The organism is Nocardia otitidiscaviarum NBRC 14405 (assembly GCF_000308635.1).
Lineage (GTDB): Bacteria > Actinomycetota > Actinomycetes > Mycobacteriales > Mycobacteriaceae > Nocardia > Nocardia otitidiscaviarum.
The window spans coordinates 140140-159858 of record NZ_BAGD01000054.1 but is presented as its reverse complement, the minus strand read 5'-3'; the positions used below and the strand labels follow the sequence as shown (position 1 = coordinate 159858).

19 protein-coding genes are annotated in these 19719 nt (G+C 68.2%); 7 read left to right on the top strand and 12 right to left on the bottom strand.

The window, feature by feature from the left end:
• Window positions 1–574 precede the first annotated feature (574 nt).
• Window positions 575–1096: a DUF3558 domain-containing protein gene (locus tag ON31_RS10780; RefSeq protein ID WP_039812257.1), complete on the bottom strand. Its 522-nt coding sequence runs from the start codon at window positions 1094–1096 to the stop codon at window positions 575–577.
• Between the two features lie 308 nt (window positions 1097–1404).
• Between ON31_RS10780 and ON31_RS10775 the strand changes: the two genes are divergently transcribed.
• Window positions 1405–1680: an Lrp/AsnC family transcriptional regulator gene (locus ON31_RS10775; protein WP_029929370.1), complete on the top strand. Its 276-nt coding sequence runs from the start codon at window positions 1405–1407 to the stop codon at window positions 1678–1680.
• A 315-nt stretch (window positions 1681–1995) separates the two neighbouring features.
• On the opposite strand, the gene trpD is transcribed toward ON31_RS10775, so the two are convergent.
• Both trpD and ON31_RS10765 read right to left on the bottom strand, forming a co-directional pair.
• Window positions 1996–3045, bottom strand: a complete 1050-nt coding sequence (trpD, locus tag ON31_RS10770) for an anthranilate phosphoribosyltransferase (RefSeq protein ID WP_039812255.1) — start codon at window positions 3043–3045, stop codon at window positions 1996–1998.
• Window positions 3046–3142: 97 nt separating this feature from the next.
• The gene (locus ON31_RS10765) at window positions 3143–3538 is read right to left on the bottom strand and encodes a hypothetical protein (RefSeq protein ID WP_039812253.1); all 396 of its coding nucleotides are present in this window, start codon (window positions 3536–3538) and stop codon (window positions 3143–3145) included.
• A 234-nt stretch (window positions 3539–3772) separates the two neighbouring features.
• Here ON31_RS10765 and ctaE point away from each other — a divergent pair, with 234 nt between their 5' ends.
• The 5 genes from ctaE to ON31_RS10740 all read left to right on the top strand — a co-directional run bounded on the left by ctaE (window position 3773) and on the right by ON31_RS10740 (window position 8995).
• The gene (gene ctaE, locus ON31_RS10760) at window positions 3773–4390 is read left to right on the top strand and encodes an aa3-type cytochrome oxidase subunit III (RefSeq protein WP_029929373.1); all 618 of its coding nucleotides are present in this window, start codon (window positions 3773–3775) and stop codon (window positions 4388–4390) included.
• Window positions 4391–4442: 52 nt separating this feature from the next.
• Window positions 4443–5324 carry a cytochrome bc1 complex diheme cytochrome c subunit gene (qcrC, locus tag ON31_RS10755; protein WP_029929374.1) on the top strand — a complete coding sequence of 294 codons (882 nt, stop codon included), beginning with the start codon at window positions 4443–4445 and terminating at the stop codon, window positions 5322–5324.
• Window positions 5321–6478, top strand: a complete 1158-nt coding sequence (qcrA, locus tag ON31_RS10750; protein ID WP_085996383.1) for a cytochrome bc1 complex Rieske iron-sulfur subunit — start codon at window positions 5321–5323, stop codon at window positions 6476–6478. Before qcrC ends, qcrA begins: the two co-directional genes overlap by 4 nt.
• Entirely contained in the window at window positions 6475–8100 is a 1626-nt protein-coding gene (qcrB, locus tag ON31_RS10745) for a cytochrome bc1 complex cytochrome b subunit (protein WP_039812245.1), read from the top strand. Before qcrA ends, qcrB begins: the two co-directional genes overlap by 4 nt.
• Window positions 8101–8323: 223 nt before the next feature.
• Window positions 8324–8995 (top strand): YdcF family protein, encoded by a 672-nt coding sequence (locus tag ON31_RS10740; RefSeq protein WP_081592355.1) that lies wholly within the window; start codon window positions 8324–8326, stop codon window positions 8993–8995.
• A gap of 78 nt (window positions 8996–9073) precedes the next feature.
• Here ON31_RS10740 and ON31_RS10735 read toward each other — a convergent pair whose 3' ends face one another.
• From ON31_RS10735 to ON31_RS10720, 4 genes are all read right to left on the bottom strand, one after another.
• Window positions 9074–9526 carry a MaoC family dehydratase gene (locus tag ON31_RS10735; RefSeq protein ID WP_039812242.1) on the bottom strand — a complete coding sequence of 151 codons (453 nt, stop codon included), beginning with the start codon at window positions 9524–9526 and terminating at the stop codon, window positions 9074–9076.
• Window positions 9527–9538: 12 nt separating this feature from the next.
• Window positions 9539–10696, bottom strand: coding sequence for an acyl-CoA dehydrogenase family protein (locus ON31_RS10730; protein WP_039812239.1), 1158 nt, complete (start codon window positions 10694–10696; stop codon window positions 9539–9541).
• Window positions 10697–10711: 15 nt separating this feature from the next.
• A complete protein-coding gene (gene fabG / locus ON31_RS10725; RefSeq protein ID WP_039812367.1) occupies window positions 10712–11452 on the bottom strand; it encodes a 3-oxoacyl-ACP reductase FabG in 741 nt (246 codons plus the stop codon).
• A 176-nt stretch (window positions 11453–11628) separates the two neighbouring features.
• The gene (locus ON31_RS10720) at window positions 11629–12780 is read right to left on the bottom strand and encodes an acyl-CoA dehydrogenase family protein (RefSeq protein ID WP_039812236.1); all 1152 of its coding nucleotides are present in this window, start codon (window positions 12778–12780) and stop codon (window positions 11629–11631) included.
• 113 nt (window positions 12781–12893) lie between these two features.
• Here ON31_RS10720 and ON31_RS10715 point away from each other — a divergent pair, with 113 nt between their 5' ends.
• Complete coding sequence (locus tag ON31_RS10715; RefSeq protein WP_039812232.1) at window positions 12894–13526, top strand: TetR/AcrR family transcriptional regulator; 633 nt, start codon at window positions 12894–12896, stop codon at window positions 13524–13526.
• Window positions 13527–13536: 10 nt separating this feature from the next.
• On the opposite strand, the gene ON31_RS10710 is transcribed toward ON31_RS10715, so the two are convergent.
• Genes ON31_RS10710 through cysD form a run of 5 tightly spaced genes read right to left on the bottom strand, consistent with a single transcriptional unit; the run spans window position 13537 to window position 19502 of the window.
• Window positions 13537–14667 carry a sulfotransferase family protein gene (locus ON31_RS10710; protein ID WP_039812365.1) on the bottom strand — a complete coding sequence of 377 codons (1131 nt, stop codon included), beginning with the start codon at window positions 14665–14667 and terminating at the stop codon, window positions 13537–13539.
• A gap of 20 nt (window positions 14668–14687) precedes the next feature.
• The gene (locus tag ON31_RS10705; RefSeq protein WP_039812229.1) at window positions 14688–15473 is read right to left on the bottom strand and encodes an SDR family oxidoreductase; all 786 of its coding nucleotides are present in this window, start codon (window positions 15471–15473) and stop codon (window positions 14688–14690) included.
• A gap of 38 nt (window positions 15474–15511) precedes the next feature.
• A complete protein-coding gene (locus tag ON31_RS10700) occupies window positions 15512–16747 on the bottom strand; it encodes a hypothetical protein (protein WP_039812227.1) in 1236 nt (411 codons plus the stop codon).
• Complete coding sequence (gene cysC, locus ON31_RS10695) at window positions 16744–18597, bottom strand: adenylyl-sulfate kinase (RefSeq protein WP_039812224.1); 1854 nt, start codon at window positions 18595–18597, stop codon at window positions 16744–16746. The genes ON31_RS10700 and cysC overlap by 4 nt, the downstream gene beginning before the upstream one ends.
• Window positions 18597–19502, bottom strand: coding sequence for a sulfate adenylyltransferase subunit CysD (gene cysD / locus ON31_RS10690; protein WP_039812221.1), 906 nt, complete (start codon window positions 19500–19502; stop codon window positions 18597–18599). The genes cysC and cysD overlap by 1 nt, the downstream gene beginning before the upstream one ends.
• Between the last annotated feature and the right edge of the window lie 217 nt (window positions 19503–19719).

Genomic DNA, 19719 nt, shown 5'->3' with positions numbered 1-19719 from the left:
TGCGCCTCCGGCTCCTCCGCCCGCACCAGCCGCCATGCCGGACCCGCCGAGGCGAAGCGCACGCGCGCAGGCCGTGACGGCAGCACTCCACCCCGCCACAGTCCGCCAACAAGCGCCTCCGCCCCACTGCAGCGACGCTCCAGGCGATCATGGACTCGCCCCGCCGACGCCCACTCCGCCCCACACCGACCACCCGCCCCCGCAGCCATCGCGAGGGGGAACTGGTGGCGGCGTCCTCTCGGCCGTTGCCGCCACCAGTTCCCCCTCGCGACGCGCGTTGAGCGCGAGGCTCCGGGAGCGCATCCAGCCCAGCCGTCGGGCGCTGCTGTGAGCTTCGGCTTCGTCGACGAGCTCCAACCGGCGGTGCACCTCCACCTGGTTGTGGCGGCGGTACCGAGGGAAACCGCCTGCACACCCCCGCGAGTGCGGGCCTCGGTCACGGGCGCCCCGTGCGCGGGGGTGAATGCCTCGGCCACCTGTCGACGACGCGCGTGATCGCGTCGGAGCCGCACTCGAAACGCACCGATGACTGTGCCGCTGTCCACTGCGAATCTCGGCTCGCCCCGCCGCCCTCTCACCCCATCCGTCGCACGGTCAGGTCGGCGAAGTGCTGGACCATGTCGCAGCTGGCGCGGGGGTGGGTGACGACGCCGCGGTAGGACCATTCGAAGAAGTCGTCGCCGAGTTGGACGGCGAGCACGCAGACTTCTCGGGTCGGGCCGTCGGGGCTGTGGGAGAGGAAGCCGGGGTGGTCCGCCAGGGTGAGGGAGCGGATGTCGCGGCCCCACAGGGCTTCCCAGGCGCGTTCGCGGTCGATGGGGCTGCCGCGATAGGACGTGAAGGTCACATCGGTGTGCTGCGCGGTATGGAACCAGCGGCACGTGACGGAGTTGCGGAATACATCGGAGGGCTCGGAAAGACCGGTGGTGGAACGTATCTCGGCATCCGTCACGTGACCGCACTCGCCGGTGAACGGACCCGGCGCCGCCACCCGCACCGGCGGCCGGTCACCCGTCTCCTCCGGCCCGGCCTCCGACCCACAGGCACCGGCCAGCAGCGCGCACGCTCCGACCAGGAATCCGGCAACCCCCCGCATACCCTGCGATGTTACCGACCCCCCCGGCCGCCTCGCGGGCAACGGACCCCGACCACCCCGCGAAACCGGCCCCTGGCCACGCCGCAAGCAATGGCCTCATCGACCGCCCCGCGAACAACCAACCCGCTAGACCATCCTACGAACGACGGACCACGGCCCCCGCGAGCGGCCACGCCTGACCACTCCGTCGGCTACCGACGCACCGAACCGCCCACGACGACGCGCGGTTCAGCGCCCCGCGTCGGGACGCCCGCCCCGCCCGCGCCCGGCCGCAGCGGTGGGCGGGCGCGATCCAATACAGTGGCGTCATGATTACCGCGATCGTGCTCATCCACGCCGAGGCCGCCCGCATTCCCGAGACCGCGCAGGCGCTGGCCGATATCGACGGCGTGACCGAGGTGTATTCGTGCGCGGGCGATGTGGACCTGATCGCGATCGTGCGGGTGCGCGATCATGAGCAGATCGCCGAGGTGGTGACCGGCAGGATCAACAAGACGGCGGGTGTGCTGCGCACCGTCACCAATATCGCCTTCAAGTCCTATGCGCGCGCCGATGTGGAGGCGGGATTCTCCATCGGCGAGTAGTGCCGCGCGGACTCAGCCGCGTAGCCGGGCCCCCACCGTGGTGAGCGCAGCGAGCGCCATCGGGGCGGCCACGATGAAGACGGCCGCGAACAGCCCGGATTTGACCAGAGCGTCGCGCATGCTGAACTCCTCACTCGAGCCGCGGTGCATCCGCGTCGGGTGCATCGGCACGGCTGGCAATCCCGTGCACCCTAACGTGGCGACCGGCTATCGATCGATGAGCAACACACCGGCTACGCGATAAGAGATCTCCCCGCCGAGCGGACTCGACGGGGAGAATCGCGGGAAGCCGTGCCCCGCCGCGGTCGAAATCCCTCAGTCGGTACCGAGTTCATTGCTGAGTGCCGCCCACCGGTCGAGCAACCCGGCCGCCGCCCCGGAGTCGACCGCGGTCGCGACCCGCTTCAATGCTCCGGCCAGCTTGTCGTGCAGTTCGGTCTCGACACTGTCGAGTTCGAAGGCCACGATGGCCGCGGCCGAGTTCAGCAGCACCGCGTCGCGCACCGGCCCGGGCTCGCCCGCCAGCATATTGCGGGCGATGACCGCGTTCATGGCGGCGTCCCCACCCTGGAGCGCGGCGGGCTCCACTCGCGGAATCCCGAGTTCGACCGGGTCGATGGTGACGTGGCGGCGCTGTCCGCCCGCGACCACCCACACGTCGGTGGTGTCCACCGTGGTGATCTCGTCGAGTCCGTCGTTGCCGCGCACCACCAGCGCCGAGGCGCCGCGCTCGGTGAACACGCCCGCATAGGTCGGCAGCAGGTCCTCGAAGGCGCACCCGATGAGCCCCGCCCGCGGCTGCGCCGGATTGGTCAGCGGCCCCAGCACATTGAATACGGTGGGGATGCCGATCTCACTGCGCGCCGGCCCGGCGAATCGCAGTGACGGATGGAACATGGGCGCGAAGCAGAAGCCCACCCCGACCTCGCGCACACAGCGTTCCACCGCTTCCGGCCCGAGCGCGATCTTCACCCCGAGCGCCTCCAGCACATCGGCCCCGCCGCTCTTGGAGGACGCCGCCCGGTTCCCGTGTTTGACCACCGGCACCCCGCTGGCGGCCACCACGATCGAGGACATGGTGGAGATATTGACGCTGCCGGAGCGGTCACCGCCGGTGCCGACGATGTCGACGGCCCCGAAGTCGAGTTCCACCCGCCGGGCGTGGGCGAGCATGCCCGAGGCCAGCCCGCTCAGTTCGGACAGCGAGGGACCCTTCATCTTCATGGCCACGCCGAAGGCCGCGATCTGGGCGGAGGTGGCGTTGTCGGTGAAGATCTCGTTCATCGCCCACGCCGCCTCCTCCGTGGACAGGTCACGTCCTTCGGTCAGGATGGTGAGGATTTCCCTCCAGCTGCGCGCGCTCATGCTTCTCTCTCCCGTTGCTGGTGGTTTCGGCACACCAGTGCTCCCTCAGCAGCCTAGTGCGCCGGGCACGGGATTTTCCCCCGGGCGGTACCGGCTTTCACTGCCAGGCCGTCCAGCCGAGGGCGGTCCCGTCGTGCCGCTGCGCCAATCCGGCCATGCGCGCGCGTTCCTGCGAGCAGTGCAGCGCGTCGAGCAACTGCACGCGTTGCAACACGACCTCGCACGGATCGCCGTCGCCGCGCTCGTGCACCGTGTATCCGTCCTGTGCGGCGATGGCGGCCGCGCTCTCCACCTGCGCCGCGGGCAGTCGCAGCAGGTGCCGCAGCACCGCGGGCCGCTGCGGCGTCCAGCCGGTGGCCCGCTCCAATGCGGTCGAACAGGCTTCGGCGTCGTCGAAACTCGCCACCACCTCCACCAGATCGGTGTCGGAGGGGTCGAGTTCGGGCGCGGTCGCCCGCCCGAACAGCCGTCGCCACCAGGTCTTCGAGGTCATTTCATTCCTTCCGCGGGTCCGGATCACAGGTTTCGCTCTTGCCTTTTTCTCAGCCACGTGCTCTAGCTTGGGTGCCGTCACCGCCGCGAATCGCCCCGGCAGCAGAAAAGCCCTGCTCGAGAGACACGCCGGGCGCTACTCGGGAGATCCTCTCGCGCTGCGGTTTCCGACACGCGCCCCGAAGTTTCGTACCCGGCTACACCTGTCGTACTACAAGGGGTCATACTTACCGGCGTGACGACCGCAGTAGGGACCCCAGGATCGGCCATTACCCAGCGTGTGCATTCGCTGAACCGGCCCAACATGGTCAGTGTCGGTACCATCATCTGGCTGTCGAGCGAGCTGATGTTCTTCGCCGGCCTGTTCGCCATGTACTTCGTTGCTCGCGCGCAGGCCAACCCCGAACTCGGCTGGCCGACGGAGCCGACCGAGCTGAACATGGCACTCGCCGTGCCTGTCACCGCGGTGCTGGTCGCGTCGTCCTTCACCTGCCAGATGGGTGTTTTCGCGGCGGAGAAGGGCGATGTGTTCGGCCTGCGGCGCTGGTACTTCATCACCCTGCTCATGGGCACGTTCTTCGTGGCGGGCCAGGGCTACGAGTACTACCACCTCGTGCACGAGGGCACCTCGATCTCCAGCAGCGTCTACGGCTCGGTGTTCTACATCACCACCGGCTTCCACGGCCTGCACGTCATCGGCGGTCTGATCGCCTTCGTGTTCCTGCTGGTGCGCACGACGCTCAGCAAGTTCACCCCGGCGCAGGCCACGGCGGCGATCGTCGTCTCCTACTACTGGCACTTCGTCGACATCGTCTGGATCGGGCTGTTCGCCACGATCTACTTCGTCCGCTAGTCCGGACAAGAGCTTCTGCACAGTCGGTTCCGTCTACTCCAAAGGGACACAGATGAGTTCATCTCCCCCGTCAGCGCCAGATCCCAGCGGCCCCGGGATCGGCAGCGCGCAAGAGAATCAGGCCACCAAGATCCGCAAGCGGCGGCGCAGCAAGCGGCGCTTCGCGGGCGGTCTGGTTCTGCTGATGGGCCTCGTCGGAGCCGGCTTCACGGCCTCGGCGCTGACCCCGGACGCCCAGGTCGCGACCGCGAACGAGGATCAGTCCGCGCTGCTGCGCGAGGGTAAGCAGATCTACGACACCTCGTGTGTCACCTGCCACGGCGTCAACCTGCAGGGTGTGGAGGATCGCGGTCCCAGCCTGATCGGCGTCGGTGAGGCCGCGGTCTACTTCCAGGTCTCCACCGGCCGCATGCCCGCGGTCCGCAACGAGGCGCAGATCATGCGCAAGCCCCCCAAGTTCGACGCCCGCCAGACCGATGCGCTGGGCGCGTACATCGCCGCCAACGGCGGCGGCCCGACCGTGGTCCGCGACGCCGATGGCGAGATCGCGCAGGAGTCGCTGATCGGGGGCGCCGATCTGGGTCGCGGTGGCGAACTGTTCCGCATGAACTGCGCGTCCTGCCACAACTTCACCGGCAAGGGTGGCGCGCTGTCGTCCGGCAAGTTCGCGCCGCCGCTGGAACCGGCCAATGAGCAGCAGATCTACACCGCGATGCTCACCGGCCCGCAGAACATGCCCAAGTTCTCCGACCGGCAGCTGACGCCGGAGGAGAAGCGCGACATCGTCGCCTACGTCAAGGACCGCACCGAGACCCAGTCCGAGGGCGGCTACGGCCTCGGCGGCTTCGGTCCCGCCACCGAGGGTCTGGCCGCCTGGATCGTCGGCATCACCCTGCTGGTCGGTTCCGCCATGTGGATCGGATCCCGGTCATGAGCGAAGAGGAGCGAAACAGCATGGGGGACCACCCCACGCCGCAGACGGATCTGACCGAGGAGCAGCTCGACGCGCTCTCGCGGGACGAACTGGTCGAACTCGGCACGAAGATGGACGGTGTCGACGTCGCCTATCGCGCGCCGCGCTGGCCGGTGCCCGGCACCCGGGCCGAGAAGCGGGCCGAGCGTCAGGTGGCGATGTGGTTCGGCATCTCGGCGCTGTCGGCCGTCGCGCTGATCGGCGTCTTCCTGTTCTGGCCGTGGAGCTACAAGTCCCGCAATGACGAGGGCAATGCCGCCTACAGCCTGTACACCCCGCTGGTCGGCCTGTCGCTGGGTATCGCGGTGCTGGCCATCGGTATCGCGGTGGTGCTGATCCGCAAGAAGTTCATCCCGGCCGAGATCTCCATCCAGGACCGCCACGACGGCAAGTCCTCGGAGACCAACCGCCGCACCCTGGCCGCCGAGCTGCAGGACGCGCTGGACACCTCCACGCTGGCCCGCCGCAAGATGATCACCCGCACCGCGGGTCTGGGCGCGGGCCTGCTCGGCATCGGCGCGCTGTTCGTCTTCGTCGGCGGCATGGTGAAGAACCCGTGGGCCAAGGGCGACAAGTCGCCGCTGTGGGTGTCGGGCTGGACCCCGGACTACCCGGGTCAGACCGTCTACCTGCGCCGCGACACCGGCCGCATCGAGGACATCGTGCTGGTGCGTCCGGAGGATCTGGACGCGGGCGCGATGGAGACCGTCTTCCCCTGGAAGGAAGAGTGGCGGGGCGACTCGCACGAGACCCTGCAGTCGCTGCGCGGTATCCGCAATGCCGTCATGCTGATCCGCCTGCGCACCGCGGACGCGGAGAAGGCGGTCAAGCGTAAGGGCCAGGAGAGCTTCAACTACGGTGACTACTTCGCCTACTCGAAGATCTGCACCCACCTGGGCTGCCCGACCTCGCTGTTCGAGCAGCAGACCAACCGGATCCTGTGCCCCTGCCACCAGTCGCAGTTCTCCGCGACCGAATGGGGTAAGCCGGTCTTCGGTCCCGCCGCCCGCGCGCTGCCGCAGCTGCCGATCACCGTCAACTCCGAGGGCTACCTGGTCGCCAACGGCGACTTCATCGAGCCGCTCGGACCGGCCTTCTGGGAGCGTCGTTCATGAGCCCAAGCAAAGCGGCCGCACAGGCCAACGAAATGGATGAGCGGTATCAGGCCGCGGCCTTCGTGAAGCGCTCGATCAACAAGGTCTTCCCGACCCACTGGTCGTTCCTGCTCGGTGAGATCGCGCTCTACTGCTTCATCATCCTGCTGCTGTCGGGTATCTACCTGACGCTGTACTTCGACCCGTCGATGGCGCACGTCACCTATGACGGCGCGTACCAGCCGCTGCGCGGCGTCGGCATGTCGCGGGCGTACGAGACGGCGCTGAACATCTCCTTCGAGGTGCGCGGCGGCCTGTTCGTCCGGCAGGTGCACCACTGGGCGGCGCTGCTGTTCGCGGCGTCGATCATCATCCACCTGTTCCGCATCTTCTTCACCGGCGCGTTCCGCAAGCCGCGTGAGGCGAACTGGGTGATCGGTTCGCTGCTGCTGATCCTGGCCATGTTCGAGGGCTTCTTCGGCTACTCGCTGCCCGACGACCTGCTGTCGGGTACCGGTCTGCGCGCGGCCTTCTCGGGTATCACCATCGGTGTTCCGGTGGTGGGCACCTGGTTGCACTGGCTGATGTTCGGCGGCGACTTCCCCGGCGACATCATCATTCCGCGTCTGTACATCGCGCACGTGCTGCTGCTGCCGGGCATCATGCTGGCGCTGATCGCGGCGCACGTGGCGATCGTCTGGTACCAGAAGCACACCCAGTTCCCCGGCCCGGGCCGCAAGGAAACCAATGTGGTGGGTGCCCGCATCGTTCCGGTGTTCGCCGCGGATCAGGGCGCGTTCTTCTGCTTCACCCTCGGCATCATCGCGCTCATGGGTGGTCTGCTGCAGATCAACCCGATCTGGAACCTGGGTCCGTACAACCCGTCTCAGGTCTCGGCGGGTTCGCAGCCGGACTTCTACATGATGTGGACCGACGGTATGGCGCGTCTGATGCCGCCGTGGGAGATCTACATCGGCAACTACACGGTGCCCGCGGTGTTCTGGGTGGCGCTGATCATGGGTCTGGTGTTCACGGTGCTGATCGCCTACCCGTGGATCGAGAAGCGCCTCACCGGTGACGACGCCCGGCACAACCTGCTGCAGCGTCCGCGCGACGTGCCGGTGCGTACCGCCATCGGCGCCATGGCCATCACCTTCTACCTGGTGCTGACCATCTCCTGCGTGAACGACATCATCGCGTTCAAGTTCGACATCTCGCTGAACGCCACCACCTGGGGTGGTCGCATCCTGCTGCTGGTCGGCCCGCCGCTGGCGTACTTCATCGCCTACCGGTTCTGCATCGGCCTGCAGCGCAGCGACCGCGCGGTGCTGGAGCACGGTGTCGAGACCGGCGTGATCAAGCGCCTGCCGCACGGCGAGTACATCGAGATCCACCAGCCGCTGGGCCCGGTGGATTCGCACGGCCACCCGATCCCCCTGGAGTACCAGGGCGCTCCGGTGCCGAAGAAGATGTCCAAGCTGGGTTCGGCCGGCAAGCCGGGTTCGGGTTCCTTCCTGCGGGCCGATCCGCCCGCCGAGATCGAGTCCAACGCGCAGCTGGCGCACCAGGAGGAGCACGACATGCTGGCGGCGCTGGAGGCGGCGCAGGATGCCGGTTCCAGCGGAAAGCACAGCGAGCACTGAGTTCTCACTGAGCGCAGTTCTCACTGATCGTCACAGGGCAGGGCCCCGAGTCGAATTCGACTCGGGGCCCTGCTGCGTTGTCCGCGAGTACGTGCCGGTTGTCGGTTCGCGCCAATGCGTGCCGATTTCGCGGATTCGCCTACCGGCCGGTACGGCACGGGTGATCATTGACGAAAATGTGAACCGACTACTTGTCACATCTTGTGGTCAGGAGGTCACCCCGATGTTCGATCAGTTCCTTCCCCCCGTTCCCACCCTGCGGCACGCGGCCCGCGCGGTCGCGCGACTCGTGGTCACGGGTGCGGCCGTGACCGCCCTGGCCCTGACCGCGGCCCCGGCGTTCGCCGAACCCGCTGCCGCCCCGGCACATCCGTCCACCGGAATCACCGACGAGGTGCTCGCGGCCATCGACTCGGTGACGACCCTGCGTCTGCCGGGCCTGGAACTGCCCGCGCTGTTCACCCCGAACACCGCCATCGTGGTGCTCGGCTACGGGCTGCTGCCGGACGGGTCCATGCGTCCGGAACTGATCAATCGGCTGCACGCCGGATACGTCTCGGCGGTGCTCTCCCCCGCCGCGCCGGTCATCGTCACCGGCGGCAATCCGCGCAATGGCGTGCCCGAGGCGGCGGCCATGGCGGAGTGGCTGATCGCGCGCGGCATTCCCCCGCAGCGCATCCATGTCGAGACCCAGGCGAATTCGACGGTGCAGAACGCGGCCTTCTCGGCGAAGGTGATGGCGGCCATCGGTGCGACGACCGCCATCCTGATCACCTCCGCAGATCACATCGGGCGCGCGCTCAGCAATTTCCAGGCCGCCGGAATTTCGGTGGTGGCGACCATGACCCCCGATGAGACGCCCCTGTCGGCGCACCCGTTCGGCCCCGGGCAGTGACGGCGCCCCACCCCCAACCCGACAACCCGCCGCGCGACACCGCGGCGGTGCGGGGCAGCGACGCCACCGGACCCGGAGTCACATCAGATAGCGAGTGATGCTCTCGGCCACACAGGCCGGACGGTCGGCACCGTCGAGTTCGACGGTGACGGTGCGTTCGGCCTGCACCCCGCCGGGAACGTCGGTGACGGAGTTCAGCGTCAACCGCGCACGAATCGCCCCACCGGCCGGAACCGGCGTGATGAAGCGAACCTTGTTCAGCCCGTAGTTGATTCCGGCGCTGGCGCAGCGCACGGTCATGATCTGCTGGGTGAGCGGCACGATGAGCGACAGGGTCAGAAAGCCGTGCGCGATGGTACCGCCGTAGGGTCCGGCGGCGGCGCGGTCGGCGTCCACGTGGATCCACTGGTGGTCCCCGGTGGCCTCGGCGAACAGGTCGATGCGCCGCTGATCGACGGTGAGCCACTCGCTCACCCCGACCTCGGTGCCGACGGCGGCGCGCAGGGCGTCGAAGTCCGCGAACTCGGTCATGCGTCGCGCTCCTTACAGTCCCATATCCTTGGCGATGATCATCTTCATCACCTCACTGGTGCCACCGTAGATCCGGTTGACGCGATTGTCGGCGTACAGCCGGGCGATCGGATACTCGTTGATGAATCCATAGCCGCCGTGCAGTTGCAGGCACCGGTCGATGACGCGGGCGGCGACCTCGGTGCAGAACAGCTTGGCCGAGGCGGCGTCGGCGGGGGTCAGTTCCCCGGCGTCGAGGGCGTCGAGGGCGCGGTCCACCACTGCCTCGGCGGCGTCGACCTCGGCGCGACAGGCGGCGAGTTCGAACTTGGTGTTCTGGAAGCTGGCCACCGGTTGCCCGAAAACACTGCGCTGCCGGGTGTATTCCTTCGCGAACCGCACCGCGGCCGTGGCCTGCGCGTACGCGCCGACGGCAATGGACAGTCGCTCCTGCGGCAGATTGCGCCCGAGGTAGGAGAACCCCTGATGTTCCGCGCCGAGCAGATCCGCCACCGGCACCCGCACGTCGGTGAAGGTGAGTTCGGCGGTGTCGGAGACCTTCAGCCCCAGCTTGTCGAGCTTGCGGCCGACGGTGTAGCCGGGTGATGTGGTGTCCACGACGAACAGCGAGATACCGTGGCGGCGGTCCTGCTCGGTGGGCGGCGCGGTGCGGGCGCAGACGATCACCCGGTCGGCGTGCACGCCGCCGGTGATGAAGGTCTTGGCGCCGTTGAGCACATAGTGCGTGCCGTCCTCGGACAGTTTGGCGGTGGTGCGCATACCGGCCAGATCGGAGCCGGTGCCGGGTTCGGTCATGGCGATGGCGAACATGAGCTCTCCGGTGACGAATCCCGGTAGCCAGCGCTGCTTCTGCTCGGCGGTGGCGAGGGATTTCAGGTAGGGCAGGCAGAGTCCGACATGGACGCTCGAACCACCGAAGGACACTCCGGCGCGCGCGGTCTCCTCCATGAGGATGGCCTGGAACTTGAAGGACTCGATACCAGCCCCGCCGTACTCCTCGGGCACCTCGATGCCGAAGACGCCGAGTTCGGCCAGCCTGTGGTAGAACTCGCGGGGCACGATGCCCTCGGCATACCACTTCTCGTAGACGGGAACGACCTCGGCCTCGATGAAGGCGCGTACCGTCTCCCGGAAGGCGTCGTGGTCGGCGGTGAAAACCGTTCTGCGCATGATGTTCTCGATCTCCTAGAGACGGCGTCCGCCGTCGACGTAAATGGTCTGCCCGGTGACGAAGGCAGCATTCTCGGAGGCCAGGAAGGCCACCACATCGGCGATATCGGCGGGCTGGCCGACCCGCCGCAGCGGGGTGATCTCGGCCGTCTTGGCCTGCAGCTCTTCGGAACTGACGCCGAGGCGGGCGGCGGTGGCGGCGGTCATCTCGGTGACGATGAAGCCCGGTGCGACGGCGTTGACATTGATGCCGTAGGGCCCGAGTTCCATGGCGAGGGTGCGGGTGAAGCCCTGGATGCCCATCTTGGCGGCGCTGTAGTTGGCCTGCCCGCGATTGCCGAGCGCGGAGACGCTGGAGGTGTTGACGATCTTGCCGGAGCGCTGCGCCACCATATGCCGCTGGGCCGCCCGGCTGCACAGGAACGCACCCCGCAGGTGAACCGACATGACGGTGTCCCACTCCGCCACGGACATCTTGAACAGCAGGTTGTCGCGCAGCACCCCGGCATTGTTGACCAGGATGTCCAGCGAGCCGAGTTCGGCCGCCACCCGGTCGACGGCGGCGTCCACCTGATCCTCGGCGGTCACGTCGCAGGCCACGGCGATGGCCTTGCCGCCCGCGGCGACAATGGTGTCCACGGCTGCGGCGCAGCTGTTCTCATCCAGATCGACCACCGCCACGGTGGCGCCGTCGGCGGCGAGCCGCTGCGCGATGGCCGCGCCGATCCCCCGGGCGGCACCGGTCACGAAGGCCACCGGCTGCGCTGGATTCCCGGGCGCGGGTGCCCCAGCCGCGAGATTCAGCGGCGCGGAGTCGGCGGGTGCGCGGTCGGCAGCCGTGGGCTCGGCGGGTGTGAGATTGGCCGGTGCGGGATTGTCGGGCACGGAATTCTCCTGTCGGGCGGTAACTTTCGGGTTAGGCCGGGCGCGGTTCACGCGAAGGCGTTCACGCCGGTGAGGGCGCGGCCGATGAGCAGTTTCTGGATCTGGCTGGTGCCCTCGTAGAGGGTGAGCACGCGGGCGTCGCGCAGGTACTTCGACACCGGGTACTCGTCGATGTAGCCGTAGCCGCCGAAGACCTGGATGGCATTGTTCGCGGCCTTGACCGCCGCCTCGCTGGCGAACAGCTTGGCCATGGACGCGGCGGTGCCGAAGGGCTGGCCGCGCTCGATCAGGTCGGCGACGCGCCAGGTCAGCAGGCGCGCGGCGTCGACCTCGACGGCGATATCGGCGAGCAGTTCCTGGACCAGCTGGAAGGACGCGATGGGTCTGCCGAACTGCTCGCGCTCCCCGGCGTAGCGCACCGACGCCTCCAGGCAGGCCCGCGCCACGCCGACACAGCCCGCCGCGACGCCCATGCGGCCTTTGTCCAAGGCCCCCATGGCAATCCGGAAACCCTGGCCTTCCGCGCCGAGCCGCGCGGTATCCGGCACCCGAACGTCGTCGAGCACCAGTTCCGCGGTCGCCTGACCGCGCAGGCCGAGTTTGCCCTTGATCTCGGTGCGGCCGAATCCCGGTGTGTCCGTGGGCACCAGGAAGGCGGTCACACCCTTCGGCCCCGGCCCGCCGGTGCGTGCGAAGACGAGCGCGATATCGGCGTGGGTGCCGTTGGTGATGAAGATCTTGGTGCCCGACAGCACCCACTCGTCGCCGTCGCGGGCGGCGCGGGTGGTCAGCGCGGCGGCGTCGGAGCCGGTGCCCGGTTCGGTGAGGCCGAAGCAGCCCAGTGACTGTCCGGCGCACAGCCGCGGCAGCCAGTGCGCGCGCTGCTCGGCACTGCCGTAGGTTCTGATCGTTTTGGCGACCAGGCCCAACGATACCGAGACGATGCCGCGCACGGCGCTGTCCCCGCGACCCAACTCCTCGAGCAGCAGACAGTAGGCCAGGGCGTCGCCGCCGGAGCCGCCGTATTCCTCGGGTATCTCGATGCCGAGGAAGCCCATCGCGCCGAGTTTGCCGACGATCGCCGGATCGACCGCTTCGGCGCGGTCCCACTCGGTGGCGAACGGCACGACCTCCTTGTCGACCCAGGCCCGGGCGACCTCCCGCAGTTCGCGGTGCGCGTCGCCGAGTTCGAAGTCCATCTCCACTCCTAACCGAACAGTGTTAGGTTTAACGCCGCAGACGGTATCCTAACGCTGTTCGGTTGATCAAGAGCCACATGCTGGATTCGGCTCCGACGAGAGAGGTGAGGGCGATGGCCAGGCCGAAGGTGCCGCTGCTCAGCCGCGACCGCATTCGCGAGGCGGCGCTGACCCTCGTCGACCGCGACGGTCTCGGCGAGCTGTCCATGCGCAAGCTGGCGGCCGAACTGGGCGTTCAGGCCGCGTCACTGTACGGCCACTACCCCACCAAGGACGATCTGCTCGACGATATCGCCCGCGGCCTCATGAGCCGGGTCGATACCTCGGCCTTCGAGACCGGCGACTGGCGGCACGGACTCATGGAGTGGGCGCGCTCCTATCGCGCCGCCCTGGTGGCGCATCCGAATTTCGTGCCGTACCTGGCCTCCGGGCCGGGGCAGCGGGAGGAGAACCTGCGCGCGGCCGATGCGGTGCACGGCGGCCTGGTGGGTGCGGGCTGGCCGCCGCGCGAGGCCACCATGATCGGCGCGGCCACCCGCTATCTGGTGATGGGCTCGACCGTCGGCTCGTTCTCTCGCGGCTTCGTCGACGATGTGCGGGTCTACCGCGACCGCTATCCGCATCTGGAGCAGGCGCACCTGCTGCGCGCCCGGGCCGACGAAATCGACGCCGAGAGTTTCGAATTGGCGCTGCGTGCCTTCGTGGACGGGCTGGCGCTGCGCGCCGACAGCCCCGGCCCGTCCTGAACGAACCCGGTTAGGCGAATTCCGCGCGCACCTGATCCTCGGTCAACCCGTAGTCGGCCAGCGAGTACCGGTGTGACGGCTTGCGGTCACCGGATCTGCTCTCCGCGTCGAGAGCGAGCATGGCCGTGCGCGCCGCATCGGTGAGCTCCATGCCGAATGCCTTGTAGATGGTCTCGATGGTGCCCATCGGATCGGCCCGCAGATCCTCGAACTGGATGTCGAGGAACTGATCGGCGCGATAGCGCGACCGCGCCGCGGTGAACTCCCGCCAGCCGCGCGACCACAGCTCCAGTTGCGCCGCACCCAGTTTCGCCCCGCCGAAGGAGTTGGACCACCCCTTGGTGGCCTGCTCGGACAGACTGCACGAGGAGCCGACGATGGTGACCGGATCGCGGTGGGTCTGGATGATGAGCGCATCCGGGTACACCCGCATGAGCGCGTCCAGGGCGAACAGGTGGCTCGGGTTCTTGAGCACCCAGCGGCGCTGGTCGCCGAGTCCGATGAGTTGCAGGTTCTTCCGGTGCCGCACATAGGCATTGGTCCAGTCCTGCTCCCGCAGCCACCGCGAGTAGGTGGGCAGGTAGGCCAGACTCTCGTAGGCGATGGATTTCACCGTCTGCCGCAGCAACTGCCAGCATTCCTCCACATCGGCGGCGCTCATGTAGTGCACGCCCATGAATTCCGGATTCTCGATGCGGTGCTGGGCGAATCCGGCGTCGATGCGCTGGTAGACCGGATTGTCGGCCCAGGTGACGCGCGGCGGCCGGGGTTGCGGGAATTCGGTCAGCCACATCTCCAGGGCCTGATGAGCCGGATCGGCGGCGAGCAGCCGGTGCAGGGCCGTGGTGCCGGTGCGCGGCAGGCCGGTCACGAAGATGGGCCGGGTGACCGGGGTGTCGGCGTAGCCGGGATGGGCCTGCCAGGACGCCTCGCTCAGCGCCCGCGCCACCAGTGCGCCGCGCAGGAAGTAGCGGCTCATCTTGCTGCCGAGTTCGGTCAGGTCGGCGTCGCGCTGGTAGGACTCCAGCAGCACGGCGAGCGCCTCGGTGTAGTCGTCGGCCCCGAAATCGGTGAGACCGCAGACCTTGGTGGCGGAGGCGTGCAGGTCCTCGACCGTTCCGACGCCGGTACGTCTGCTCATGATTGTCTGTTCCTCCACTCTCAGACGTGGTATTCGCCGCAGTTGACGTCGAGGGTCTGCCCGGTGATGGCGCTGGCCCACGGGGAGGCCAGGAACACCACGGCGCGGGCGATCTCGTCGGGTTCCGGCAGCCGCTTCAGATCCGATTTGGCCGCGGTCTGCTCGTACACCTGTTCCGGGGTGATGCCGTACTTCTCGGCGATCTCGCCGAAGTACCACTTCAGCTGGTCGTTCCAGATGTAGCCGGGGGCGACGGTATTGACGCGAATACCCTTCGGGCCGAGTTCGGTGGCGAGGGTGTGCGACATGGCGTGCAGTGCGGATTTGGCGAGTTTGTAACTGCCGTAGCGGGGTTCGGAGTGCCGCAGCACCGCGGAGTTGATCATGACCACGGCACCCTTGGACTCCGCCAGCGCGGGAGTGAACGCCTGAGTCATCCGCAGATTGCCCAGCACGGTGAGGTCCAGGCTGTCGCTGATCTGCTGGAAGTCGGTGCGCTCCAACGGCTTCATGGACGGTACCGCGAAGGCGTTGTTCACCAGGACGTCGACGCGGCCGAAGGTGTCCAGGGTGCGCGCCACCAGCGTGCGCACCGCCTCGTCGTCGGTGATATCGGTGGGCACGCAGAGGGTTTCGGCACCCGCCGCCTCCAGTTCGGCCGCCACCTCCTTCAGCCGGGATTCGGTGCGCGCGGCCAGCACGACGGTGGCTCCGGCGGCGGCGGATTCGGTGCAGATGGAGCGGCCGAGCCCGGGGCCGACGCCGCTGACGACGACGACCTTGTCGGCCAGCATGGGGTTGTTCATGAGGGTTCCTGTGCGTTGTAGGGATCGGCAGAGCGGGATCAGCCGAGTTGCCGGTCGGCGAAGGCGCGCTGGCGGGCGGCGATGCGCTCGCGCCAGCCCGCCGCGTCGATGCGGTTGTGGTCGTGGTGCGGCAGGTGGGCGGCGACCTTGTCGAAGGGCACCACCTCGGCGACCGGACCTTCCTCGGGGGTGATGGGCCGATCGGTGCGCTGCCAGCGGAACTGGAGAATGCCCTGACCGCGGCCGGTGGTCTCGATCCAGTTGGCGATGCCCGGATCGCGCGCCGACACCACCATGCGGACCATGTCATCCGGATCCACCTGTGCCTGCGTGTGATTGAGGCTGGTCTGGTGGTTCACGTAGTCCAGCGAGATGTACCACATGCTGCCCAGCTGGAAGCCCAGGTACGGGGCGCGCGAGCGCGGGATGGTGATGACGAGCGCCTGGTCGTCGGTGAGGTCGTAGTGGCCCACCGAGGAGTACTGGGTGCTCAGTCCGCCGGGGGTGAGCCGGGGTGCGGTGAGGGTGTTGACCGGCAGGTCCAGGTAGAACCATTTCGGGAAGTTGAACCAGGTGTGGATGCGCGAGAGCAGCATCTTCCCGGCGGCCCGGTAGCGTTTGCGCAGTTGCGCGGTATCGGGTTCGGTCGGAGCCGTGCCGACGGTGTCCACGCGTTCGATGCGGATGCGGCCCTTGGTCTCGTTCGCCCAGTCGCCGTACACCTCCCGCACGGCCAGCATGGACGCGCCCTCGCCGAGTACGAAGTAGTTCGGCTCCGGATTCGCCCTGGGCGGGCCGAACCGCAGCTGGTAGCGGCCGTCGGCGTCGATCTCGAGCCGACGGTCGTCGAAGGCGTCGTCACCGCCCGGCACGTCGGTGGCCGTGTAATCGCCTTTGAGCACTTGGAAACTCAGGTCGACGGTACTGCCGCGCACCCCGGTCACCAGGTATTCGGCCGTCGGTTCGATATTCGCGTGGTAGTAGAGGGTGTCCGGGTTGTCCAGGCCCATCTTGGCGTGCGGTCCGGTGGAGCTGACGAAGTACGGATGCGAGGTGCCGTGCACGCCGGACAGGCGCAGGCAGGCCGAGATACTCGCCGCGAGATAGTCGTAGCCCTCGGCGAGGTCGGCGTCGGTGCGGATGAACGGCGCGGCGGCGATGAGCTTCTCGGCCTCGGCCACGGCCGCCAGCAAGGGATCGGTCAACGGCAGCGCCGCCTGGTCCGGCCCGGTGGCGGGGGTATCGGGGGCGTCTGCGGTGTCGGATGCGGTCATCGGTGTTCAGCGATTCCTAGCTCTCGGCGGATGAGTTCGGCAATGGCGGTCGGGGTGCCGTCGGCGGGGGTGACCACCAGGTCGGCGTGCTCGGGGCGTTCGTACGGGGAGTCGATCCCCGTGAATCGGGTGATCTCACCGGCGCGCGCTTTGGCATAGAGCCCCTTGGGGTCCCGGTCCTCACAGGTGGCCAGCGGGGTGTCGACGAAGATCTCGTGGAATTCCAACCCCTTGTCGGCGTGGATCTTTCGCGCGTTCTCCCGCTCGGCGGCGAAGGGACTGATCAGCGAGACGATGGCGATGGTGCCGGAATCGGCGAACAGCGCCGCGATCTCGGCGACCCGGCGGATGTTCTCCCGCCGCTCGTCGTCGCCGAATCCCAGATCGCCGTTGATGCCGTGCCGCAGGTTGTCCCCGTCGAGCAGATAGGCGGGGCGTCCCGCGGCGATGAGCTGCCGCTCCAATTCCACGGCGATGGTGGACTTTCCGGAGCCGGACAGCCCGGTCAGCCACAGCGTCCCGCCCTGGGACAGCCGCTGGGTGCGCTCCACCGCCGAGCGGTGCCAGGTGACCGGTCCGCGGGCCTGCGGTTGTACCGGCGTGCGGCCGGTGATCATGCCCGCGGCGACGGTCTGATCGGTGCGCTCGTCGATGAGGATGAAGCTGCCCGTGGCGCGGTTGGCGCGGTAGGGGTCGAACAGGATGGGCTGGGTGCTGTGCAGGGTGACGCGGCCGATGTCGTTGAGCGCCAGGCGCGGCGCGTCCTCCACCCGGTGCAGGGTGTTCACGTCCAGCCGGTAGTCGAGCGCCCGCACCCGCACCTGCGCGGTCTGGGCGGCGGTGCGGATGGCGTAGCGGTCGCCGGGGCGCAGTGCGGTGTCGTCGGAGAACCAGCACACCATGGCGTCGAGTTCCCGGTCCTGATGCGGCTGATTACCGGGGCGGGCGAGCATATCGCCGCGGCCGATGTCGAGCTCGTCGTCCAGGGTGAGGGAGACGGCCATGCCCGCGCAGGCTTCCTCCACCTTGCTGCCGCCCGGCCCCCAGATCTGGCCGACGCGGGTGGCGCGTCCCGAGGGCAGCACGGTGATCTCGTCGCCGGGTTTGAACACGCCGCCCGCGATGGTGCCCGCGTAGCTGCGGCGTGTCTCCCCGCTGGGGCGGATGACGTACTGCACCGGCAGCCGGGCGTCGATGAGGTTGCGGTCCGAGGCGATGTGCACATCCTCGAGGTGGCGCAGCAGCGGCGGGCCCGGGAACCACGGGGTGTGCGGGGAGGGCTCCACCACATTGTCGCCGTGCAGCGCCGACAGCGGCAGGAAGCTCAGGTCGCGGACCTCGAGTTTGGTGGCGAAATCGGCGAATTCCTCGCGGATCTCGTCGAAGCGGTGGCGGGAGAAATCCACCAGGTCCATCTTGTTGACGCACAGCACCAGGTGGCCGACACCCAGCAGCGAGGACAGGAAGGCGTGGCGGCGGGTCTGCTCGGAGACACCCTTGCGGGCGTCCACCAGAATGAGCGCCAGGTCCGCGGTGGAGGCTCCGGTCACCATATTCCGGGTGTACTGCACATGGCCCGGAGTGTCGGCGATGACGAATTTCCGTCGGGGCGTGGCGAAATAGCGGTAGGCGACGTCGATGGTGATGCCCTGTTCGCGTTCGGCGCGCAGGCCGTCGGTGACCAGTGACAGGTCGGGGGCTTGGTCGCCGCGCGCGGTGCTGAACTTCTCGATGGCCGAGAGCTGGTCACTGAACAGGGCTTTGGAGTCGTAGAGCAGGCGGCCGATGAGGGTGGACTTGCCGTCGTCCACACTGCCCGCGGTGGCCAGGCGTAAGAGATTGCGGCGCATCAGAAGTAGCCCTCTCGCTTGCGATCCTCCATGCCGGAGTCGGAGATGCGGTCGTCGGCGCGGGTCGCGCCGCGTTCGGTGAGGCGGGTGACGGCGGTTTCGGCGATCACCTCGGCGGGAGTGTCGGCGCTGGATTCGACGCAGCCGGTGCAGGTGGCGTCGCCGACGGTGCGGAAGCGCACGGTGGTCTCGTAGGGCCGCTCCCCCGGGCCGAGCTGTAGGAAACGGTTGGTGGCCAACAGCATTCCGTCGCGCTCCACCACCTCGCGACGGTGCGCGTAGTACAGCGACGGCAACTCCACGGCGGCGGAGTCGATGTACTCCCAGATATCCAGCTCGGTCCAGTTCGACAGCGGGAACACCCGGATGTGCTCACCTCTGCGGTGCCGTCCGTTGTACAGGTTCCACACCTCGGGGCGCTGGGCGCGCGGATCCCAGGCCCCGTACTCGTCGCGGAAGCTGAACACCCGTTCCTTGGCGCGAGCCTTCTCCTCGTCGCGGCGCGCGCCGCCGAAGACCGCGTCGAAGCGGTGTTCGCCGATGGCGCGCAGCAGGGTGGTGGTCTGCAGGCGGTTGCGGGTCTCGCCCGGTCGCTCCACCACCCGTCCGGCGTCGATATCGTCCTGCACCCGCGCCACCAGCAGGCGCGCGCCCAGCCGTTCGGCGGTGCGGTCCCGGAAGTCGATCACCTCGTCGAAGTTGTGCCCGGTGTCGATGTGCAGCAGCGGGAAGGGCAGCGGTGCGGGCCAGAACGCCCGTCGCGCCAGTTCCAGCATGACCGCCGAATCCTTGCCGCCCGAGAACAGCAGTACCGGCCGCTCGAAGGTGGCCGCGACCTCTCGGATGATGTGCACCGATTCGGCCTCGAGCGCTGTCAGATGCGACAGCTCGTATCCCGTGGGCATCACTCACTCACCTACCGCGCCGAACGCCACCCGAGCCGTTTCCCCCGAGGAGCCCCCCGGGGTTGCGGTGTCGAATATTCGACGCTATTGTTCGATAATGTGACACCGACGATAGGCGGCAAGCCTGACGGCGGTCAATAGCCCATGGTGAATTCCCCTGCCCCGGGGCCGCTTCCACACCTCCACATGCCCTCCGCACCTGCGCACGCCCTTCGCG